The sequence below is a fragment of the Chryseobacterium sp. DZ-32 genome, assembly GCF_059587025.1.
In genome coordinates this window covers 131,907-146,618 of record NZ_JCAIOM010000014.1, presented here as the reverse complement: position 1 = coordinate 146,618, position 14,712 = coordinate 131,907, and the positions used below count along the sequence as shown (strand labels likewise).

The following is a 14,712-nucleotide window of genomic DNA, read 5'->3' as shown; positions in this document are numbered from 1 at the left end:
AGGGTAAAAATCAAAGACGTTCACCCTACGCAAGCTAACTCAAGGTCGCTTTTATAAATATAAATGTATAAAAAATAATTTGGAAGTTAACACAGAATCTAAAGCCAATGGAATTTTGATATAAAAAAATGAACGGGCTAAAGCCCGTTCCTATTGAATGAATGCAATTCAAATTATTTAATTCATAATAAGATCTGCTCAATCCGCATCATCTGCGAGTTTCTTATTAAAAAGTCTTTGTCATATCCGCAGGAATAATCAGATTGAAATCTGTCGGGATATAATCTTTGGCAGGTACTTTCAGTTCAGGATCGGCGGATTCAAAAACGGAGATAACTGCCATTTTCAGGTTTGGATTCTTCTGTTTGATATACCAATAGATTCCTCCGAATTCTTTGCTGTGGTAGTTACCATTATAGTGGATAAAGGTCTTTCCGGCCTGATAACTTTTCAAGATAGATTCAGCCATCGTAGCGTCTTTTACAGCCTGAGCTGAAATGAAATTCATCACTTTGGTTCCTTCTGCATGATCTCCCATCATTTTTTTCATTTCCGGATATCCAGGAGTGTCTAATGTTACTTTAATCGGCAACCGGGCAATGTAGGTTTTCTCTTTTTCGCTTAATTTATTCAAGGATTCAAGACCTTCTTTGGCGGTTTGAGAGGCATATCTTCTCGGGATATTCGTCGCAATAAAATTCAGTTTTTTATCTTTGGCAAAATCTACCAAAGGCTTGTAATCGGTTGCATAATTGTTCCACAAACGGGCAGAATCTTTTAATGTTTTTGCATCAAATTTTCCGTTTAAATATTGATCCAGCTGCGTCTGGTTATCTCTTTCAAACATTTCCGCTCCTAAGATCAGCTGTCCGTTCTTTTTCGCAAACAGCGCTTCTGTAATTTTAAGCTGAAGCCAGTGATTGATAGAACTGTTATGATTTTCACCAAAAAAGACCACATCATAATCCGCCAGTTCTTTTACCAGCTTTTCTGTCTTTACTTCTTTTCCTTTTTTATCATAAAACTGATATGCTTTTAAGTCCTGTGCCTTCAATGCACAGAAACCAGCCAGCAGTATCGCTATGAAAATATGTTTCATTTTTTTATATTTAGTCACAAATTACACAAATATTTCATCACCCGGAGGTCGCATGCAATAAAAAAGACCGCTTTGAATTTTACAAACAAAACGGTCTCATTCAAATCATCTAATTATTATTTCTCTAAAGCTGCTACAAGGTCCTTCCACTCCTGAAGCTCAGGAATTCCAGGTTTTCTTTTTCCGAAGAACTGAACGATAAAGTCTCCTTCTTTGTTGAATACTTCGATAGCGGTTACTTCTCCGTCTTCAGTCGGTTTTTTCACGATCCACGCTTCTGCAATTTTCGTTACGTCAAGATGTAAGTTGAAATCAGGATCCATTACATTGAACCATTGCTGGTGCCAAAGTGTTTTCTTCACATTTCCTGTGTGGATCTGGATAATCCCTCTGTTTCCAACGAAAACCATGATCGGAACGTTCTTTTCAGAAGCATCTTCAAGGATATTCACCACTTTTGCATTATCAATTTTCCTAGCAAATCCTTCCGGAGCTAATCTTAACGCCTGCGTTCTGCTTACTCCATATTTTCTGGTCATCATGAAGAAATCGTGGGTGTCTTTCAATTCTGTCCATGCTTTTTTGAATCCCTCCACATCAATGTCTGAATCTGCTTTTTCAGCCTGTTTTGGAGCGATTGCTTCAAAAGCCAATGTTTGATTCTGATCTTCTGCTCTGAATTTTTCTACGATCGCATTGAAAGCAGCTTCATTACTGTCCTTTGTCAGATAAATCTTGTGAAGTGCCAGACCATCTTTGCCGAAAAACTGAAGGCTTTTCTTCTCTTCTTCCAATACGGCAAAAGCAAATTTCCAGTGGTTAAGGAAAATTCTAAGATCGATATCTTCACCCACAAAAAGCTGTGCATGAGGACTGCTGAAATCTCCGTTCAGGTAAGTCCCTTTTCTTTCATGAACACATTCATCATTACGGGTAAGCGCCATTACTTTTCCTAACTGCTCAGCTTCTGTAAGGATTCCCTGGAAATCCGGGTTCAGGACAGTAACGCCTTCTCCTATGCTTGTTGCCAACAATTCTGCCTCACTTACTTCTAACTGTGCTGCTGCATTTCTTATTCTGATATGTGGATTTTCTGCTTTCAGAGCTTCCCATTTTTCCTTTAAATCATTAACTAATGTGCTCATTATTTTACTTTTTTATGGTTAAAATTGTATAAATTCTTCGTATGGTTTCGTTTCCTGTTTTACTTTTTATATCTTCTTCTTTTTCAGAAGTTTTCATTCTCTTAAAATGACTTTTTGAAATCAGTTCTTCCATTTCGCTGTTGTTGTACAGAGTGAAATCGTACTCTGTAAATGGAAGCTTTTCCATGAATTCTTTTTGTCCGAATGTAAGAACAAATGTTCCGTCATCTTTTAAAACCCTATAGATTTCGTTTAAGAATTCCACGGGATTTTCCCAGAAGTATACGGTATTGACTGTAAATATTTTATCAAAAGTTTCATCTTTGAAAGGAAGCTTCTTCCCTTCGTATAAAACAAATTCCGTCTGGCTTTCAAATTCTTTATTGAGCCTTTTGGCTTCATTGTACATGGTTTCAGAAATGTCAATCCCTGTGTATTTCAGGTTTTTGGCAAGTTTCATGATACTTTTCAGGTGTGCAGCATTCCCGTGTCCTATTTCAAGGATTTGCTGGCCGTCATCAATCACAAGTGTTTTGATACTTTCTAACGTCATGCTGATGTTAGTGGCATTCATCATTTCACCAATCTCAATGCCTTTTTCACCCTGAGGATTGGCAAGATTCTGTGCAAGGATTTTGAGTTCTTCTTTTTCCATGGTTATCCAAAAATGATCATTGGGTTATTCGTAATAGGGTGTCCGCAGATGGTACAGGGGAAGTTATAGGCATTGCTGATATTTTCTTCAGTAAAAACTTCCTGTGGGGTTCCATAGGCAGAGACTTGTCCTGATTTCATTAATAAAATCTTATCTGCAAACTGTGCAGCAAGGTTCAAATCATGCAAAACAACAATAGCACTGTTGGCTTTTTTGGTGAAATTTTTGATAATTTCCAATGCTTTGTACTGATGTTTTATATCTAAATTATTCAATGGTTCGTCCAGAAAAACCAGTTTATGGGCAATTTCATTTTCAAGCTGAGCCATTACTCTTGATAGATGTACACGCTGTTTTTCTCCTCCTGAAAGGGTGTTGTATTCTCTTTCTTTGAGATGAAAAATATCGGTTTCGTACATCATATTATTCATCGCCTCAAGATCTTCTTTTCCGGGCTGGGCATCAAAATAAGGATACCTTCCCATCATGATCACATCCTTCACTTCAAGCGGAATATCATTGCTGTTATGCTGCGAGAACTTGGCTTTGTGTTTTGAAAGTTCCCGGATATTCCATTCTCTGATGGGTTTATCTTTAAACAGAACCTTGTTATGGCCGGACTTCACTTCATCTGCCAATACACTCAAAAGACTTGACTTCCCTGCTCCGTTCGGTCCCACAATGGCCAGAAATTCGCCGTATTCCAGAGATACATCTACCCCGTCCAGAATCCGGAATTCTTTATGTTGATAATTAATCTGATGTGCCTTGATCATTACAGTGATTTTTTAAATTTAACCAAAATAGCGATAAAAATAGGTCCTCCCATTAAGGCTGTTAAAATCCCTATCGGCAGTTCTGACGGTGCCACAATACTTCTGCTGAAGGTATCTGCCGTTAATAACAAAATGCTTCCGCACATTGCCGATAATGGCAAAATAAAAACATAATTGGATTTGAATAAAAGCCTTAAAATATAAGGTACAATAAGCCCTACAAAACCAATTGTTCCTGAAAATGCCACGCAGGTTCCCACCATTAATGCCACGGTGATGATGATCTGTTTTTTCAGTCTTTCCACATTGATCCCCAGATGCTGTGCATCTTTTTCTCCCAGCATCATTGCATTTAAGGCTTTTCCTTTGGGTAATAAAATGATGTAGGCGATGGTGATCACAATGGCGAGAATGATATTCTTCGTCCATGTTGCTGCGGCCAGGCTTCCCAGGTTCCAGAAAGTAAGATCTCTGAGCTGTTCATCTTTTGAGATATAGATCAAAAATCCGGTTATCGAAAACCCGATAGCCGTTATGGCAACTCCGGTAAGCAGCATCATCACTACATTGGTTTTCCCTCCGCTTGTTGAAATTCTGTAGACCAGCATCATGGATAAAAAAGAACCGATAAAAGCGGCTATTCCTACCAGTGAAAATTGTACAGCTTCAGGAAGATATTCTTTGAAATGTCCTCCTAAAACAATCGCAATGGCTGCCAGCAATGTTGCTCCTGATGTAAGTCCTATTAAATCGCCGGTTGCCAGAGGATTCTTGAAAAGTCCCTGAAGACTTGTTCCTGAAACCGACAACATACTTCCTATTAAAATGGCCATGATAATTCTGGCGGCTCTTACGTCCCAGATCACATATTTATCACTGAGTGACAAACCGGAATCTCCTTTTATAAATTGCCACAGAGCCCTGAACGGAGAGTTTTCTCCGAAATCATAGACTCCTGTATTAAGTGACAGCACTGCTATAATGACAAGCAGTACCGCACTTATAACAAGATAAAAGTATAGTTTACTTGGTGCTTTCAATTAAAAGTTTGTTTAATCCTACTGCTGCTTCTCCTACTCTTGGTCCAAAACCCGATACCAAACCTCCGTCCATTGCAATGATTTTCTTGTTTTTACCTGCATTAGTCTGAGATACTCCCGGCATTTTTAGCGCACCTTCGTTTCCTCCTGCTCCCTGTAAACCGGTTTCAAAGAAGAATAATACATCAGGATTAGCTTTTACAACGGCTTCCGGTGTCAATGGTTTGAAATCTTCAAAATCAGTCACTGCATTTTCTCCTCCTGCAAGAGTGATCAATGAAGCCATTGGGGTATTTTTACCACTCACCATCAGCATATTTCCTCTTGCGTAGATGAACAATACCTTGGGCTTTTTAGCAATAGGCTGTACTTGCTTTAAGTCAGCATCAATTTTATCGTTTAGTTTCTGATAATCTGTATTTCCGATCGCTTTTGCTACCTGTTCGATCAGTTTTTTAGTTCCTTCAACCGTATATTCCTGTTTAAAAACTTCGGTTTGAATCCCTGAGGATTTGATTTTCCCCATTAATTCCGGGTTGATATCTTTATCAGAAGCAAGAATCAATGTTGGGTTTACAGCCATGATCGGTTCAATTGTCATTGATCTCATGTGTCCTAAATCTTTCGCTGTAGCTTTTAATGAGGCAGGATAGGTACTGGTAACATCAGTTCCCACTATTTCTTTCTCGTGGCCTAAAGCAGCTACGATTTCAGTAATTCCTCCGTTTAATGTTACTATTTTATTGTTGGTTTTGGGTGCTTCTGAAATGGCTTCTGTTGTATTTTCTTTTGCTCCTGTCTCTGCTTTTTTGCAAGAATATACTGCTACAAGAACAGAAGCTGCAAGGATGAATTTTTTCATGATATACTATTATTTGATTATTTATAAAGGTTCGAATTCAAAATTGGTGTATCCTCTTTCTCCTTTTGTATTTTTCATGGTATTGAATCTCAGCTTGAAATAAAAGCCTTCAGCATCTTTCAATACAAAAAAACGGTCTGCATACACAAAAGGAACAGGATTGGATGCTGTACCGGTAGTGGTTCTCCATTTATCGCCGATAGCCCTCTGGTCATTGAAAACAAATTTTGAAGACTCTACATCTTTTAGTTTAAATGCATTGTAAGCAGCATCAAGATTTCCTGTAACTGTTACCTGGTAAGCACCTACTCCATTCAAAGTATTGGTTGTTACAAAATCTGCATAAAAATAGCTACCTGCACTGGTTGTAGGTCCCATGAAAACTTCATTGGTAAATGTTGTGAATGCCAGATCCCATTTCTTTTTCTTTGGCTGAATTTTTACCGGGGTTCCTGTTTTCAGATTGAAGAATGAGAAGCTGTATTCTGTATCTTTGGTAATGATATATTCTTTGATGTCTGCTTCTGCTGCATTCACGTCAGCATAACGGATTTTGTATCCATTCTGAGCTCTCAGAATCTGAATTTTTTTCCATCCTCTCGGATCACCGGACAATGAAACTGAACCTGCCCCGATATTGTTAGCAGAAGGTATTTCTCTCCCAAGATTGATCAGATAAACTGGGTTATCAGCATCATTTTCTTTGATGGCATCAATTCCTGAAGTCTGATTCAGGAAGTCACCATTAGGATTGTCAACATATTTCATATTGGCAGCATCAAATGTTCCTACCTGGGCAATGTCTTTTAAACTTGAAATATCAGCTTCCTTTACTTTACTGATGTCTGATGCGTTGGGTATTTTGATCACCGTCATGGCAAGAGATCCGTTCATGATCACTCTGTAGGCATCGCCGCTGTAAAAACCAAGATCCCAGTCTGTCCTGCTGTTGACCGCCGGATTGGTGTAGTCACTTAAATCGATCCAAACCTGGTTAGGTTCTGTAGGGCCGCCAATTGGCACACTTACTTCAGATCCCGTCATAGGCGGAACCGGAACCGGATCTTCGTCTGCAGAAAGACAAGACTGTGTGGCTGCCATGATGGAAAGAACAGATACTACTTTTAAATACTTCATAATCGTAACTTATTATTTAAAATTGAAACATTAATCGGGCAAAATAGCTTCTGCCATAATATAAATTAACAAACCCATTGGCAGCTGTATGAGCTGAACCGGCCACTGCCGTAGAGTTTAATCTTGTTACATCAAATATATTTTTCACTCCTGCAGAAATTTCAAAATGTTTCTTCCAGAAAGGCTGGCTTACGATGAAATCCATCATATGGAAACTATCTATTTTTCCAAGGCGGAAGTCATTAGCTCCATCGGACACATAAATTCTGTCCGGACCAGTGAATTTGTAGTAAAGGGCAAAATTAGTGTCGGTACTTTTCAGTTTGTAAGTTGCTGAAGCGCCTGCCTGTACCAGATACTGAAAGTCTGTTGGGGAAGAAGATTTCAAATCAATCATCGATACTGATGTTCCGTTTACTGATCCTCTTAAAGACAGGGCAAACTGATCTTTTCTGAAATCTACATTAGCGGAGAATAGTAGATTTTTATAGGTATTAAGGTTCATATATTTATAGGTGGAAGGCTCCTTTACCATTACCATTTCAATCCTGTCACGTACATCAAGGTATAATGCGTCTACTCCATAAGCGATCTTCCAGCCATTATCTGCTGAAAAGTTCTGATTCCAGAAAAGTCCTGCAGAGAATCCCTTTTCAGGATTCAAGTCCTGATTTCCCTGTACATCATGGTTAAGATTCACAAAATAGGTGTACAACTCGTCATATTTTGGAAAGCGGTTAGCAGATCCCACCACTGCTCTAAGGTTTGAATTCTCAGAGGTTTTATATCTTGCTGATAAAGAATAGTTGTATTGATTATTAAAGTTTTCGCTAAGAGAAAGTCTTACTCCCGGTCTTAAAGAGAATTTGTCTGACACATTCCATTCTGCAGAAAGGAAATTGGAATAGGTGAAGATCTTTCTTTTTACCGCTTCACCAAAGAAATCTCCGGCAATTAAAGCAGCATAGCCATTGGTATAGTCTAATTCATATCCTAACTGGAAATCAAAAACTTTGCTGTCGACGAAATTGCTGAACATTCCTCTGGAGTAGATGACATCAGTCTTATAATAAGATTTTTCTTCCTGGCGGCTTTTGATTTGTCTGTTCGGGATATCGTAATTATAATCGTAGTATTTCCTGTCCTGGTTCTGATACGAGAAATCGCCCATGTACCGGATGTGTCCAAGATTAGTCTGAATATTGAACTGGTGAATCCATCGGTCGGTATTATATCTTCTGTCTCTGCTTTCATACGAAACACCGCCCAAACCATCATTAAGAGGATTTCTGTTGACCTCCGGATTGTAGAAGTTGAATTTTTCATTCAGATAAGACAGTTTGTAAAAGAATGTCGTTTTATTTTTGGTATATCTTAATAAAGCAGACGCATCATACTGATCTTTCGGGTTCCATTCATACCCTCTCTGGTTATCCTGCCCGAAATATTTGTAGCCTTTGCTTTCCCCTTCATATCCCATAAACTGGTTATGGTTGAAATTGATGCTGGCAAACCATTCATTGCTGATATTATAATCTACATTAAGGTTCTGGATATGCCTTCCGTTTCCTCTTTTCTTAAGATCATAGTTGTCCCTTACTGTTTCTTCCTGTATCGAACCTCTAACACTGATCTTTTTTGTACTGTTTTTTTTGGTAATAATGTTGATGACCCCGGCAACAGCTCCATTTCCATATTCAACCCCCATACTTCCTTTTACAATTTCTATTCTTTCGATATTGCTTAAGGTAATTTTGGTAAGGTCAATATTACTTCCCAGCCCTGTATCCCCTACTACCGGTATATTGTCTATAAGGATTTTCACATAGTCTCCGTTAAGTCCCATGATGTTGGCGGTGGAATTTCCTGAACGCGTATCCGGAGTGATCTGTATATTCAGACTTTGATTCAGAACCTCGGCAACATTCGTTGCTGCCATATTTTTGATCTGTTCTGCATCAATAACATCAACCTTATATATCGATTTGTTAATGGACTGTTGCATATACTGTCCTGTAATAACAACTTCTTCAATTTTCTTTTGATTAAGAGAATCCTTTTCTTGTGCATTTACCCATAAGGCCACGGATAATGATAGAACGGAAAGCACTTTCTTCTTCATAAGGGTACAAATTTTCAGCAAATATAAAACTTTATTTAGACTCATTAAAAATAATTATATATTTTTGTGGAATAATTCTAAATAAAAATAATCTTATGAAATTACAATTACTTTTAGGAGCTCTGATGTTGACAGCCTTAACGGCGAATGCTCAGGTGTCTAACATCAATGAAAATTTCAACAATTTTACCGCTGGGAACACAACTTTCCCTCAGTTTGGATGGTCTGCCATTGTTGCACCCATCACCGGTGAGTTTCCTCCTGTACCTCCAAGAATGATTGTAGCAGGAGATTCCAACCGGTTTGTTCAGTCGTATGCAGGAAATAATGCTACAGGTTCATCTTACCTTATTACACCACAGATTGAGACTCCGACCGGAAACAAAACACTGACATTTGATACTACTTTAGTATCACCGTCTCCCGGCCCTGGAAGCATTCAGATAGGAGTAGCATCCAACCCTGCAGATATGTCAACATTCGTTCCTGTAGGAAACCCTATTAATGTAGCCACTATCGGCACCGTGCAGAATATCAGTGTTAATATTCCGGCATCCACAGGTTCATACATTGTATTTAAGTTCACTCCTACTGCTACTCACGTAGCAATCCAGGTGGATAATGTAGTGTATAACACGACCGCCTCTTTAGGCGTATCAGACAATAATAAATCGACAGAAAATTTCAGATTTGCCTTAAATTCTGATCAGTCTGCAATAGAATTCATTGTCAAAAAAGATCCTAAAAACATTCAGATTTATTCTGCAGCAGGCAGCAAAGTAGCCGAAGGAAAACTCAATGGAAGAAGTTTTGACATCAATACCCTTCAGACGGGTGTTTATTATATGAATATTGAGACTGCAGAAGGCAGATTGATCCAATCAAAATTCATCAAAAAATAAGGTTTATCAGACTATTATTGGCCTTTATTAAAGCCGGTAGGACTTTTCTTACCGGCTTTTCTATGTTCTGATTTTAGCATTTTTTTATGTGACTAAAATAAAAACACGATAAAAATCATGTTTTTATTTAGACTTATTAAAAATAATTATATACTTTTGTGGAATCATTCTAAATAAGGATTAAAAAAATAAATTATGAAAACAAAACTATTATTGGCATCAGTACTGGCATTGTCTGTTCAGCAGACTGTTTTGGCGCAGACTGACGCGTTGGGATACTCACAGGTAAATATGACCATGGGAAGCGGATACCAAAACCGCGTGTTTGTAAACCTTGCAGATGGTAATATGGTTTCTCAGCCAGCCAATACGTGGGATATTGCTTTTTATAGGAACTCAAACTATGCGTTCGGATCCAGAGTCAATGATGCTAAGGATATTGAAGTATTCACTGCATCAACCAACTTAGCAGACTGGGATAACATCAGCATCAGCAATGAAGCTTCATGGGGAGATCCTCTTTACAATCCGGACCAGACCACTGACTGGAGCCAGGGAGCTTTTGAACAGGGACCTGTGACTTCTCCAAACCCCAATATTCCTTCAACCGGATGGGGCGTTTATAACCCGGTGAACCACCACATTCAGGGGAAAGCTATTTTTGTTTTAAAATATGCTTCAGGAACTTATATCAAGTTTGCTATTGAAGATGCTTTTGCAGGATATACCTTCAAGTATTCAAAATGGAACGGGACTTCATGGGGAGCTACAGAAACCAGAACCATCGCCAACGGAACAGATGATTCATATTTCAACTATTTCTCATTTGATACCGGAGAAAAAGTTCCCAATCTTGAGCCTTCCAGAACGGCATGGGATTTCGTATTCACCAAATATTACACGTTCTATATGGGTGTGCAGATGTACCCGCTTTCCGGAGCGATTCAAAGTCCGAACGTAAAAGTGGCAATGGTTCAGCCTGAAACCCAGCAAACCGCATCATATGCAATTCCTGCTAATGCAAGTTTCTCATCTGCTATCACTACGGTAGGACACTCTTGGAAAGGGATCGGGACGGTGAAAAATGATGTGGTATACTACGTCAAAAAAGGAAATGATTACTACAGAATGTACTTCACAACCAATGGTGGTGCCAGTACAGGAAATATGTATTTTAAATACAAAAAGATCACGGAAACGTTAGGAATTACCGAAGTAGGAAAAAAAGCATCATTCGGTATTTATCCTAATCCAACTACGGCGGATAAAAAAGTAACGGTTCTTTTTGATGTTAAAGAAAAAACAGGTAATAAGGGAAATGTAGAGGTCTATGACCAGACCGGGAAAAAGGTATATTCAGATGAACTTACCAACCAGGCAGGATTCTACAAGCAGGACCTGAACCTTTCTACACTTCCATCAGGAAATTACCTTGTAAAAATTACTTACGGTGGTCAGTCGGAGACGAAAAAGCTTATCGTGAAATAAACTTTCAATTTTAATACTTTCTATTTTTTCTAATAAAAAGGCGGTTTCAGATTGTTGAAACCGCCTTTTATTTTTTCTTCATTAAAGAACTTAAAAATATATAAAACAAATAGTTATATAAGATTCTTCTTTAAATTTTTAAATCTTTAAATCCTTCAATACCATTAATATATTTTAAATCCTTTATAAACTTCTGCAGAACTTTCCATAATTTTTGAAGCATCCTTACGGAAATCCAAAAGGTGATCCTGCCCGTTATGCCTGTTATGATGTTCTACACTTTCCCAAAGCTCGATCAGGAAGAAAGTTCCTTTATTATCTTTATCTTCAATAAGATCGTACTGCAGACAGCCTTCTTCTTTTCTTGTTTCTTTCACAAGTTTCTGAAACAGCTCTACAGCGTCCATCAGATAATTTTCATTAAACTTAAAAAGTGCAATGATATGTAAATTCATGTTCTAATATTTAGTGATGTAAAAGTAAAATATTTTCAAAACCGAAAACCTTTTTAATCCTTTTATTTTTCCACACCCAACATAATTTTTAATTAAAAACTGATTTATAAATAGTTATAGAACTCATCACAATCACCAGAGTTCCGATAATCACAAACATTTTCTTCACAGGAAGCCTGGCAGTAAGCATTGCTGAAAAAGGAGCGGTCACAATTCCTCCGATCAAAAGCCCGAGAATGATATTCCAGTGCTGGATTCCCAGGGTAAAGAAAAAGGTAACGGCAGCCGTTATAGTAAGAATAAATTTGGCCACGGTAGAACTTCCTACGGCAAATCTTGGGGTGAATGCATTTTTAATCAATGTTCCGGTCACCAAAGGCCCCCAGCCTCCTCCGGCAAAAGAATCTATAAAACCACCTATTACACCCAGCCTGGTCAGATTGGTTTTTCTTTTCAGGGCTTTGCTCTGCTTTTTCTTAAATGCATTTGACAGGATTTGGAATCCAAGGTATAAGGTGTAAAAAGCAATGAGTGTTTTAGTGATTTTAGCATAATATTCTCCCAGATAAGTAAGACTGACAGCTCCGATAATTGCTCCGATCACAGCCGGAATAGCTAGCTTTTTCACCAAACTTTTGCTTACATTTTTCAGTTTAATGTGACTGAGGCTTCCCGCAGCAGTGGTGAAACTTTCTGCAGAATGAATACTTGCACTTACAATATGCGGTGGAATATTGAGGAGCATAAGGGTTGTGGTACAAATAACACCATATCCCATTCCCATGGAACCAGCCACAATTTCTGCAAAAACACCTACCAGGAGCATCCAGTAAAAAATATAGTGATCTTTGGCCAGAATGGTCTGTAGTTCTTCCAGATATCCCAGTTCATACATGGAAAAAACAGCAATGGATATAATAGCAGCCGTTACCAAAAGGACATTCAACCTTACCTGAATTTTTCTTGAAATCACCATATTAAAAAATCGTTTTGGTCTGTATTTCCTGATTATCCGTCACATTGAAAATAAGGATATTTAACGATCGTATGTTTTCTGCGCTTCTGTACAAGGAAATATTTTCAGGTATGCCATATGCAGCATCAGAATGCATTGCAGTAATGGAGCGTGTAAGCTTTTGTAATTGGTTTATCTCTTCTTTTGAAATCATAGTTTATTCATTTGAAGTAGTGCAAATATCTGATAAAATATTTATCCTACAAAAAAAGTAGACTATTAATTCAAAAAAAAGGACCGGGTTAATCTACCAGATCCATTAAAGTTTTACTTTCCAGAATATTCAGTGAAGCATCACGAACTTCTATCAGGACATCATGAAGCCCGCAGTGATCTTCATTGCAGTCCTCACATTTTTCATAAAAGTTGAGACTTACACATGGCAGCATCGCAATAGGACCGTTGACAAGACGAATGATCTTTGCCAGTTTCACATTTTCCGGATTTTCTTTAAAAAAGTATCCTCCACCCTTTCCTTTTTTACTGTCGAGGATTTCCGCTTTTTTCAGTTCAAGAAGGATGTTTTCCAAAAACTTTAAAGGAATTTTTTTATGTTCCGCAATTTCAGAAATAAGAATCGGGCCGTCATTTCTTTTTTCTACAAGATATGACAGCGCCTTAAAAGCATATTGAGATTTTTTTGAAAGCATTAAAGCAAAAATACGAAAATTGTTTAATATTTGAAAAAGACCTGAAAACAGGAATAACAAACGAAAAAAATGTCGGTGTATGTATCCGTAATTTTACGGTTTTAGGTACCACAATTTTGCCTTTCTCCTATTAAATCATTATGTTTGCCATATGTTCAGCAAACAAGAAGCACAGCAATTAAAAAAAGAATTTTGGACAGCTTTCGGAAGATCATTTCCCAGAAAATGGATTCTTTATGATACCAAAATCAAGGACATGGCATTTAAGTTTTCTGCCGACAACAAAAAAGCAGAAGTTTCTCTGGATATCGAAATGAAAGATGAAATTTTCCGGAATGCCTATTATGAGAAGATCTGGTCTTTGGAGGATATATTAAAAGATTTCATCGGAGATTTTCAGAAGGAAGAATATTTCACTCTTGAAAATGGTAAGATCATCAGCAGGATATGGGTTGAAAAACATAATGTTTCCGTTTTTAATAAAAATACCTGGCAAGAAATTTTTGAATTTTTTGTGGACAAAATGGACGGTTTCGAAAGGTTTTACTACGAATATGAGGATTTTATAAAGGATATATAGAATACTTACGAAATAAATACCACTTTATACTTCAGGTTGAGATAAAAAAAGAAAACTTATCTTTGCACTACCACTTAAACTAATAGATGAAACAAACTAACATGATTAAAAATGAGAAAAGTGTACAAAAACATTTTTGGAGAAATCATCTCTAAAAGTAAAGCTGTGAAGCTAAGCGAATATCATCTGTATTATTATGAAGAAGGCTCCGATTTCCTGAAAGAAATTGAATTCATCAATGAAGACAGTGTTTACAACATCAATTATTTTCTAAGTGACGAGGAAGACGAGGTGAAGGTAGTGGATTATCTTAAAGAAAAATCTGACTTTTTTGATATTGAAAGAAAAGAAACTGCCGACGGCTATATTATTTCTACCAATAAATTATATTCTTTATCCGTAGATGATCTGCCCCTTATTTCCAAAACTGTTTTCAAAACGGACGATCCTGAAAACTTTATCTGCTCACAGGTCATCGATAACGAAACCCATCAACCACACCTTGAAAGAACCATAAAATGCTGGTATACGAATGACGAAAACGGTGAAAAATACGCAGCCATAGAATGCAGCTATCAGGAAGACGGAAAACTGGAGCTGGCTGTAGATAAAACACCTGACCCGGACAATGAAGAAAACTGGATCCATTATGATTATGATACTTTCGAAGATCTTCAGGCACAGATCCCTACTGACATCAGCTATTACAAAACAGCAGCCTTACTTCCCAAACAAGCCTATCAGCAATAATCTTATATTCTTTAACACACCACATCCCCAATTATT

Annotated in this window: 15 protein-coding genes; 4 read left to right on the top strand and 11 right to left on the bottom strand. The window is 37.6% G+C overall.

The window, feature by feature from the left end:
- Window positions 1-226: 226 nt before the first annotated feature.
- From AC59HC_RS16505 to AC59HC_RS16470, 8 genes are all read right to left on the bottom strand, one after another.
- Window positions 227-1,099: a ChaN family lipoprotein gene (locus AC59HC_RS16505; RefSeq protein WP_496559013.1), complete on the bottom strand. Its 873-nt coding sequence runs from the start codon at window positions 1,097-1,099 to the stop codon at window positions 227-229.
- Between the two features lie 116 nt (window positions 1,100-1,215).
- Window positions 1,216-2,244 (bottom strand): hemin-degrading factor, encoded by a 1,029-nt coding sequence (locus tag AC59HC_RS16500; RefSeq protein WP_496559012.1) that lies wholly within the window; start codon window positions 2,242-2,244, stop codon window positions 1,216-1,218.
- Between the two features lie 4 nt (window positions 2,245-2,248).
- Window positions 2,249-2,899: a class I SAM-dependent methyltransferase gene (locus AC59HC_RS16495; RefSeq protein WP_496559011.1), complete on the bottom strand. Its 651-nt coding sequence runs from the start codon at window positions 2,897-2,899 to the stop codon at window positions 2,249-2,251.
- A 2-nt stretch (window positions 2,900-2,901) separates the two neighbouring features.
- Complete coding sequence (locus AC59HC_RS16490; RefSeq protein ID WP_411413666.1) at window positions 2,902-3,675, bottom strand: heme ABC transporter ATP-binding protein; 774 nt, start codon at window positions 3,673-3,675, stop codon at window positions 2,902-2,904.
- A complete protein-coding gene (locus tag AC59HC_RS16485) occupies window positions 3,675-4,715 on the bottom strand; it encodes a FecCD family ABC transporter permease (RefSeq protein WP_411413665.1) in 1,041 nt (346 codons plus the stop codon). The genes AC59HC_RS16490 and AC59HC_RS16485 overlap by 1 nt, the downstream gene beginning before the upstream one ends.
- The gene (locus AC59HC_RS16480) at window positions 4,699-5,577 is read right to left on the bottom strand and encodes a heme/hemin ABC transporter substrate-binding protein (RefSeq protein WP_202844117.1); all 879 of its coding nucleotides are present in this window, start codon (window positions 5,575-5,577) and stop codon (window positions 4,699-4,701) included. The genes AC59HC_RS16485 and AC59HC_RS16480 overlap by 17 nt, the downstream gene beginning before the upstream one ends.
- 21 nt (window positions 5,578-5,598) lie before the next feature.
- A complete protein-coding gene (locus AC59HC_RS16475; protein WP_411413663.1) occupies window positions 5,599-6,714 on the bottom strand; it encodes an HmuY family protein in 1,116 nt (371 codons plus the stop codon).
- A gap of 16 nt (window positions 6,715-6,730) precedes the next feature.
- Complete coding sequence (locus AC59HC_RS16470) at window positions 6,731-8,836, bottom strand: TonB-dependent receptor plug domain-containing protein (RefSeq protein WP_411413662.1); 2,106 nt, start codon at window positions 8,834-8,836, stop codon at window positions 6,731-6,733.
- A gap of 95 nt (window positions 8,837-8,931) precedes the next feature.
- Between AC59HC_RS16470 and AC59HC_RS16465 the strand changes: the two genes are divergently transcribed.
- Complete coding sequence (locus AC59HC_RS16465; RefSeq protein ID WP_411413661.1) at window positions 8,932-9,738, top strand: choice-of-anchor J domain-containing protein; 807 nt, start codon at window positions 8,932-8,934, stop codon at window positions 9,736-9,738.
- A 195-nt stretch (window positions 9,739-9,933) separates the two neighbouring features.
- Complete coding sequence (locus tag AC59HC_RS16460) at window positions 9,934-11,226, top strand: T9SS type A sorting domain-containing protein (RefSeq protein WP_411413660.1); 1,293 nt, start codon at window positions 9,934-9,936, stop codon at window positions 11,224-11,226.
- Between the two features lie 164 nt (window positions 11,227-11,390).
- On the opposite strand, the gene AC59HC_RS16455 is transcribed toward AC59HC_RS16460, so the two are convergent.
- The 3 genes from AC59HC_RS16455 to AC59HC_RS16445 form a co-directional block, all read right to left on the bottom strand.
- Window positions 11,391-11,681 (bottom strand): putative quinol monooxygenase, encoded by a 291-nt coding sequence (locus AC59HC_RS16455; RefSeq protein ID WP_131438555.1) that lies wholly within the window; start codon window positions 11,679-11,681, stop codon window positions 11,391-11,393.
- Window positions 11,682-11,769: 88 nt separating this feature from the next.
- Complete coding sequence (locus AC59HC_RS16450; protein ID WP_411413659.1) at window positions 11,770-12,657, bottom strand: sulfite exporter TauE/SafE family protein; 888 nt, start codon at window positions 12,655-12,657, stop codon at window positions 11,770-11,772.
- Window positions 12,658-12,938: 281 nt separating this feature from the next.
- Window positions 12,939-13,346, bottom strand: coding sequence for an RrF2 family transcriptional regulator (locus tag AC59HC_RS16445; protein ID WP_110009454.1), 408 nt, complete (start codon window positions 13,344-13,346; stop codon window positions 12,939-12,941).
- A gap of 151 nt (window positions 13,347-13,497) precedes the next feature.
- Between AC59HC_RS16445 and AC59HC_RS16440 the strand changes: the two genes are divergently transcribed.
- Window positions 13,498-13,926 carry a DUF4268 domain-containing protein gene (locus tag AC59HC_RS16440; protein ID WP_110009455.1) on the top strand — a complete coding sequence of 143 codons (429 nt, stop codon included), beginning with the start codon at window positions 13,498-13,500 and terminating at the stop codon, window positions 13,924-13,926.
- A gap of 111 nt (window positions 13,927-14,037) precedes the next feature.
- Window positions 14,038-14,676 (top strand): hypothetical protein, encoded by a 639-nt coding sequence (locus tag AC59HC_RS16435; protein WP_202844132.1) that lies wholly within the window; start codon window positions 14,038-14,040, stop codon window positions 14,674-14,676.
- Window positions 14,677-14,712: the final 36 nt, after the last annotated feature.

Coding starts and splice junctions, on each gene's coding strand:
- AC59HC_RS16505 (WP_496559013.1), bottom strand. CDS start 1,099: ATGAAACATATTTTCATAGCGATACTGCTGGCTGGTTTCTGTGCATTG.
- AC59HC_RS16440 (WP_110009455.1), top strand. CDS start 13,498: ATGTTCAGCAAACAAGAAGCACAGCAATTAAAAAAAGAATTTTGGACA.
- AC59HC_RS16435 (WP_202844132.1), top strand. CDS start 14,038: ATGAGAAAAGTGTACAAAAACATTTTTGGAGAAATCATCTCTAAAAGT.
- AC59HC_RS16450 (WP_411413659.1), bottom strand. CDS start 12,657: ATGGTGATTTCAAGAAAAATTCAGGTAAGGTTGAATGTCCTTTTGGTA.
- AC59HC_RS16445 (WP_110009454.1), bottom strand. CDS start 13,346: ATGCTTTCAAAAAAATCTCAATATGCTTTTAAGGCGCTGTCATATCTT.
- AC59HC_RS16475 (WP_411413663.1), bottom strand. CDS start 6,714: ATGAAGTATTTAAAAGTAGTATCTGTTCTTTCCATCATGGCAGCCACA.
- AC59HC_RS16465 (WP_411413661.1), top strand. CDS start 8,932: ATGAAATTACAATTACTTTTAGGAGCTCTGATGTTGACAGCCTTAACG.
- AC59HC_RS16480 (WP_202844117.1), bottom strand. CDS start 5,577: ATGAAAAAATTCATCCTTGCAGCTTCTGTTCTTGTAGCAGTATATTCT.
- AC59HC_RS16455 (WP_131438555.1), bottom strand. CDS start 11,681: ATGAATTTACATATCATTGCACTTTTTAAGTTTAATGAAAATTATCTG.
- AC59HC_RS16460 (WP_411413660.1), top strand. CDS start 9,934: ATGAAAACAAAACTATTATTGGCATCAGTACTGGCATTGTCTGTTCAG.
- AC59HC_RS16490 (WP_411413666.1), bottom strand. CDS start 3,675: ATGATCAAGGCACATCAGATTAATTATCAACATAAAGAATTCCGGATT.
- AC59HC_RS16500 (WP_496559012.1), bottom strand. CDS start 2,244: ATGAGCACATTAGTTAATGATTTAAAGGAAAAATGGGAAGCTCTGAAA.
- AC59HC_RS16470 (WP_411413662.1), bottom strand. CDS start 8,836: ATGAAGAAGAAAGTGCTTTCCGTTCTATCATTATCCGTGGCCTTATGG.
- AC59HC_RS16495 (WP_496559011.1), bottom strand. CDS start 2,899: ATGGAAAAAGAAGAACTCAAAATCCTTGCACAGAATCTTGCCAATCCT.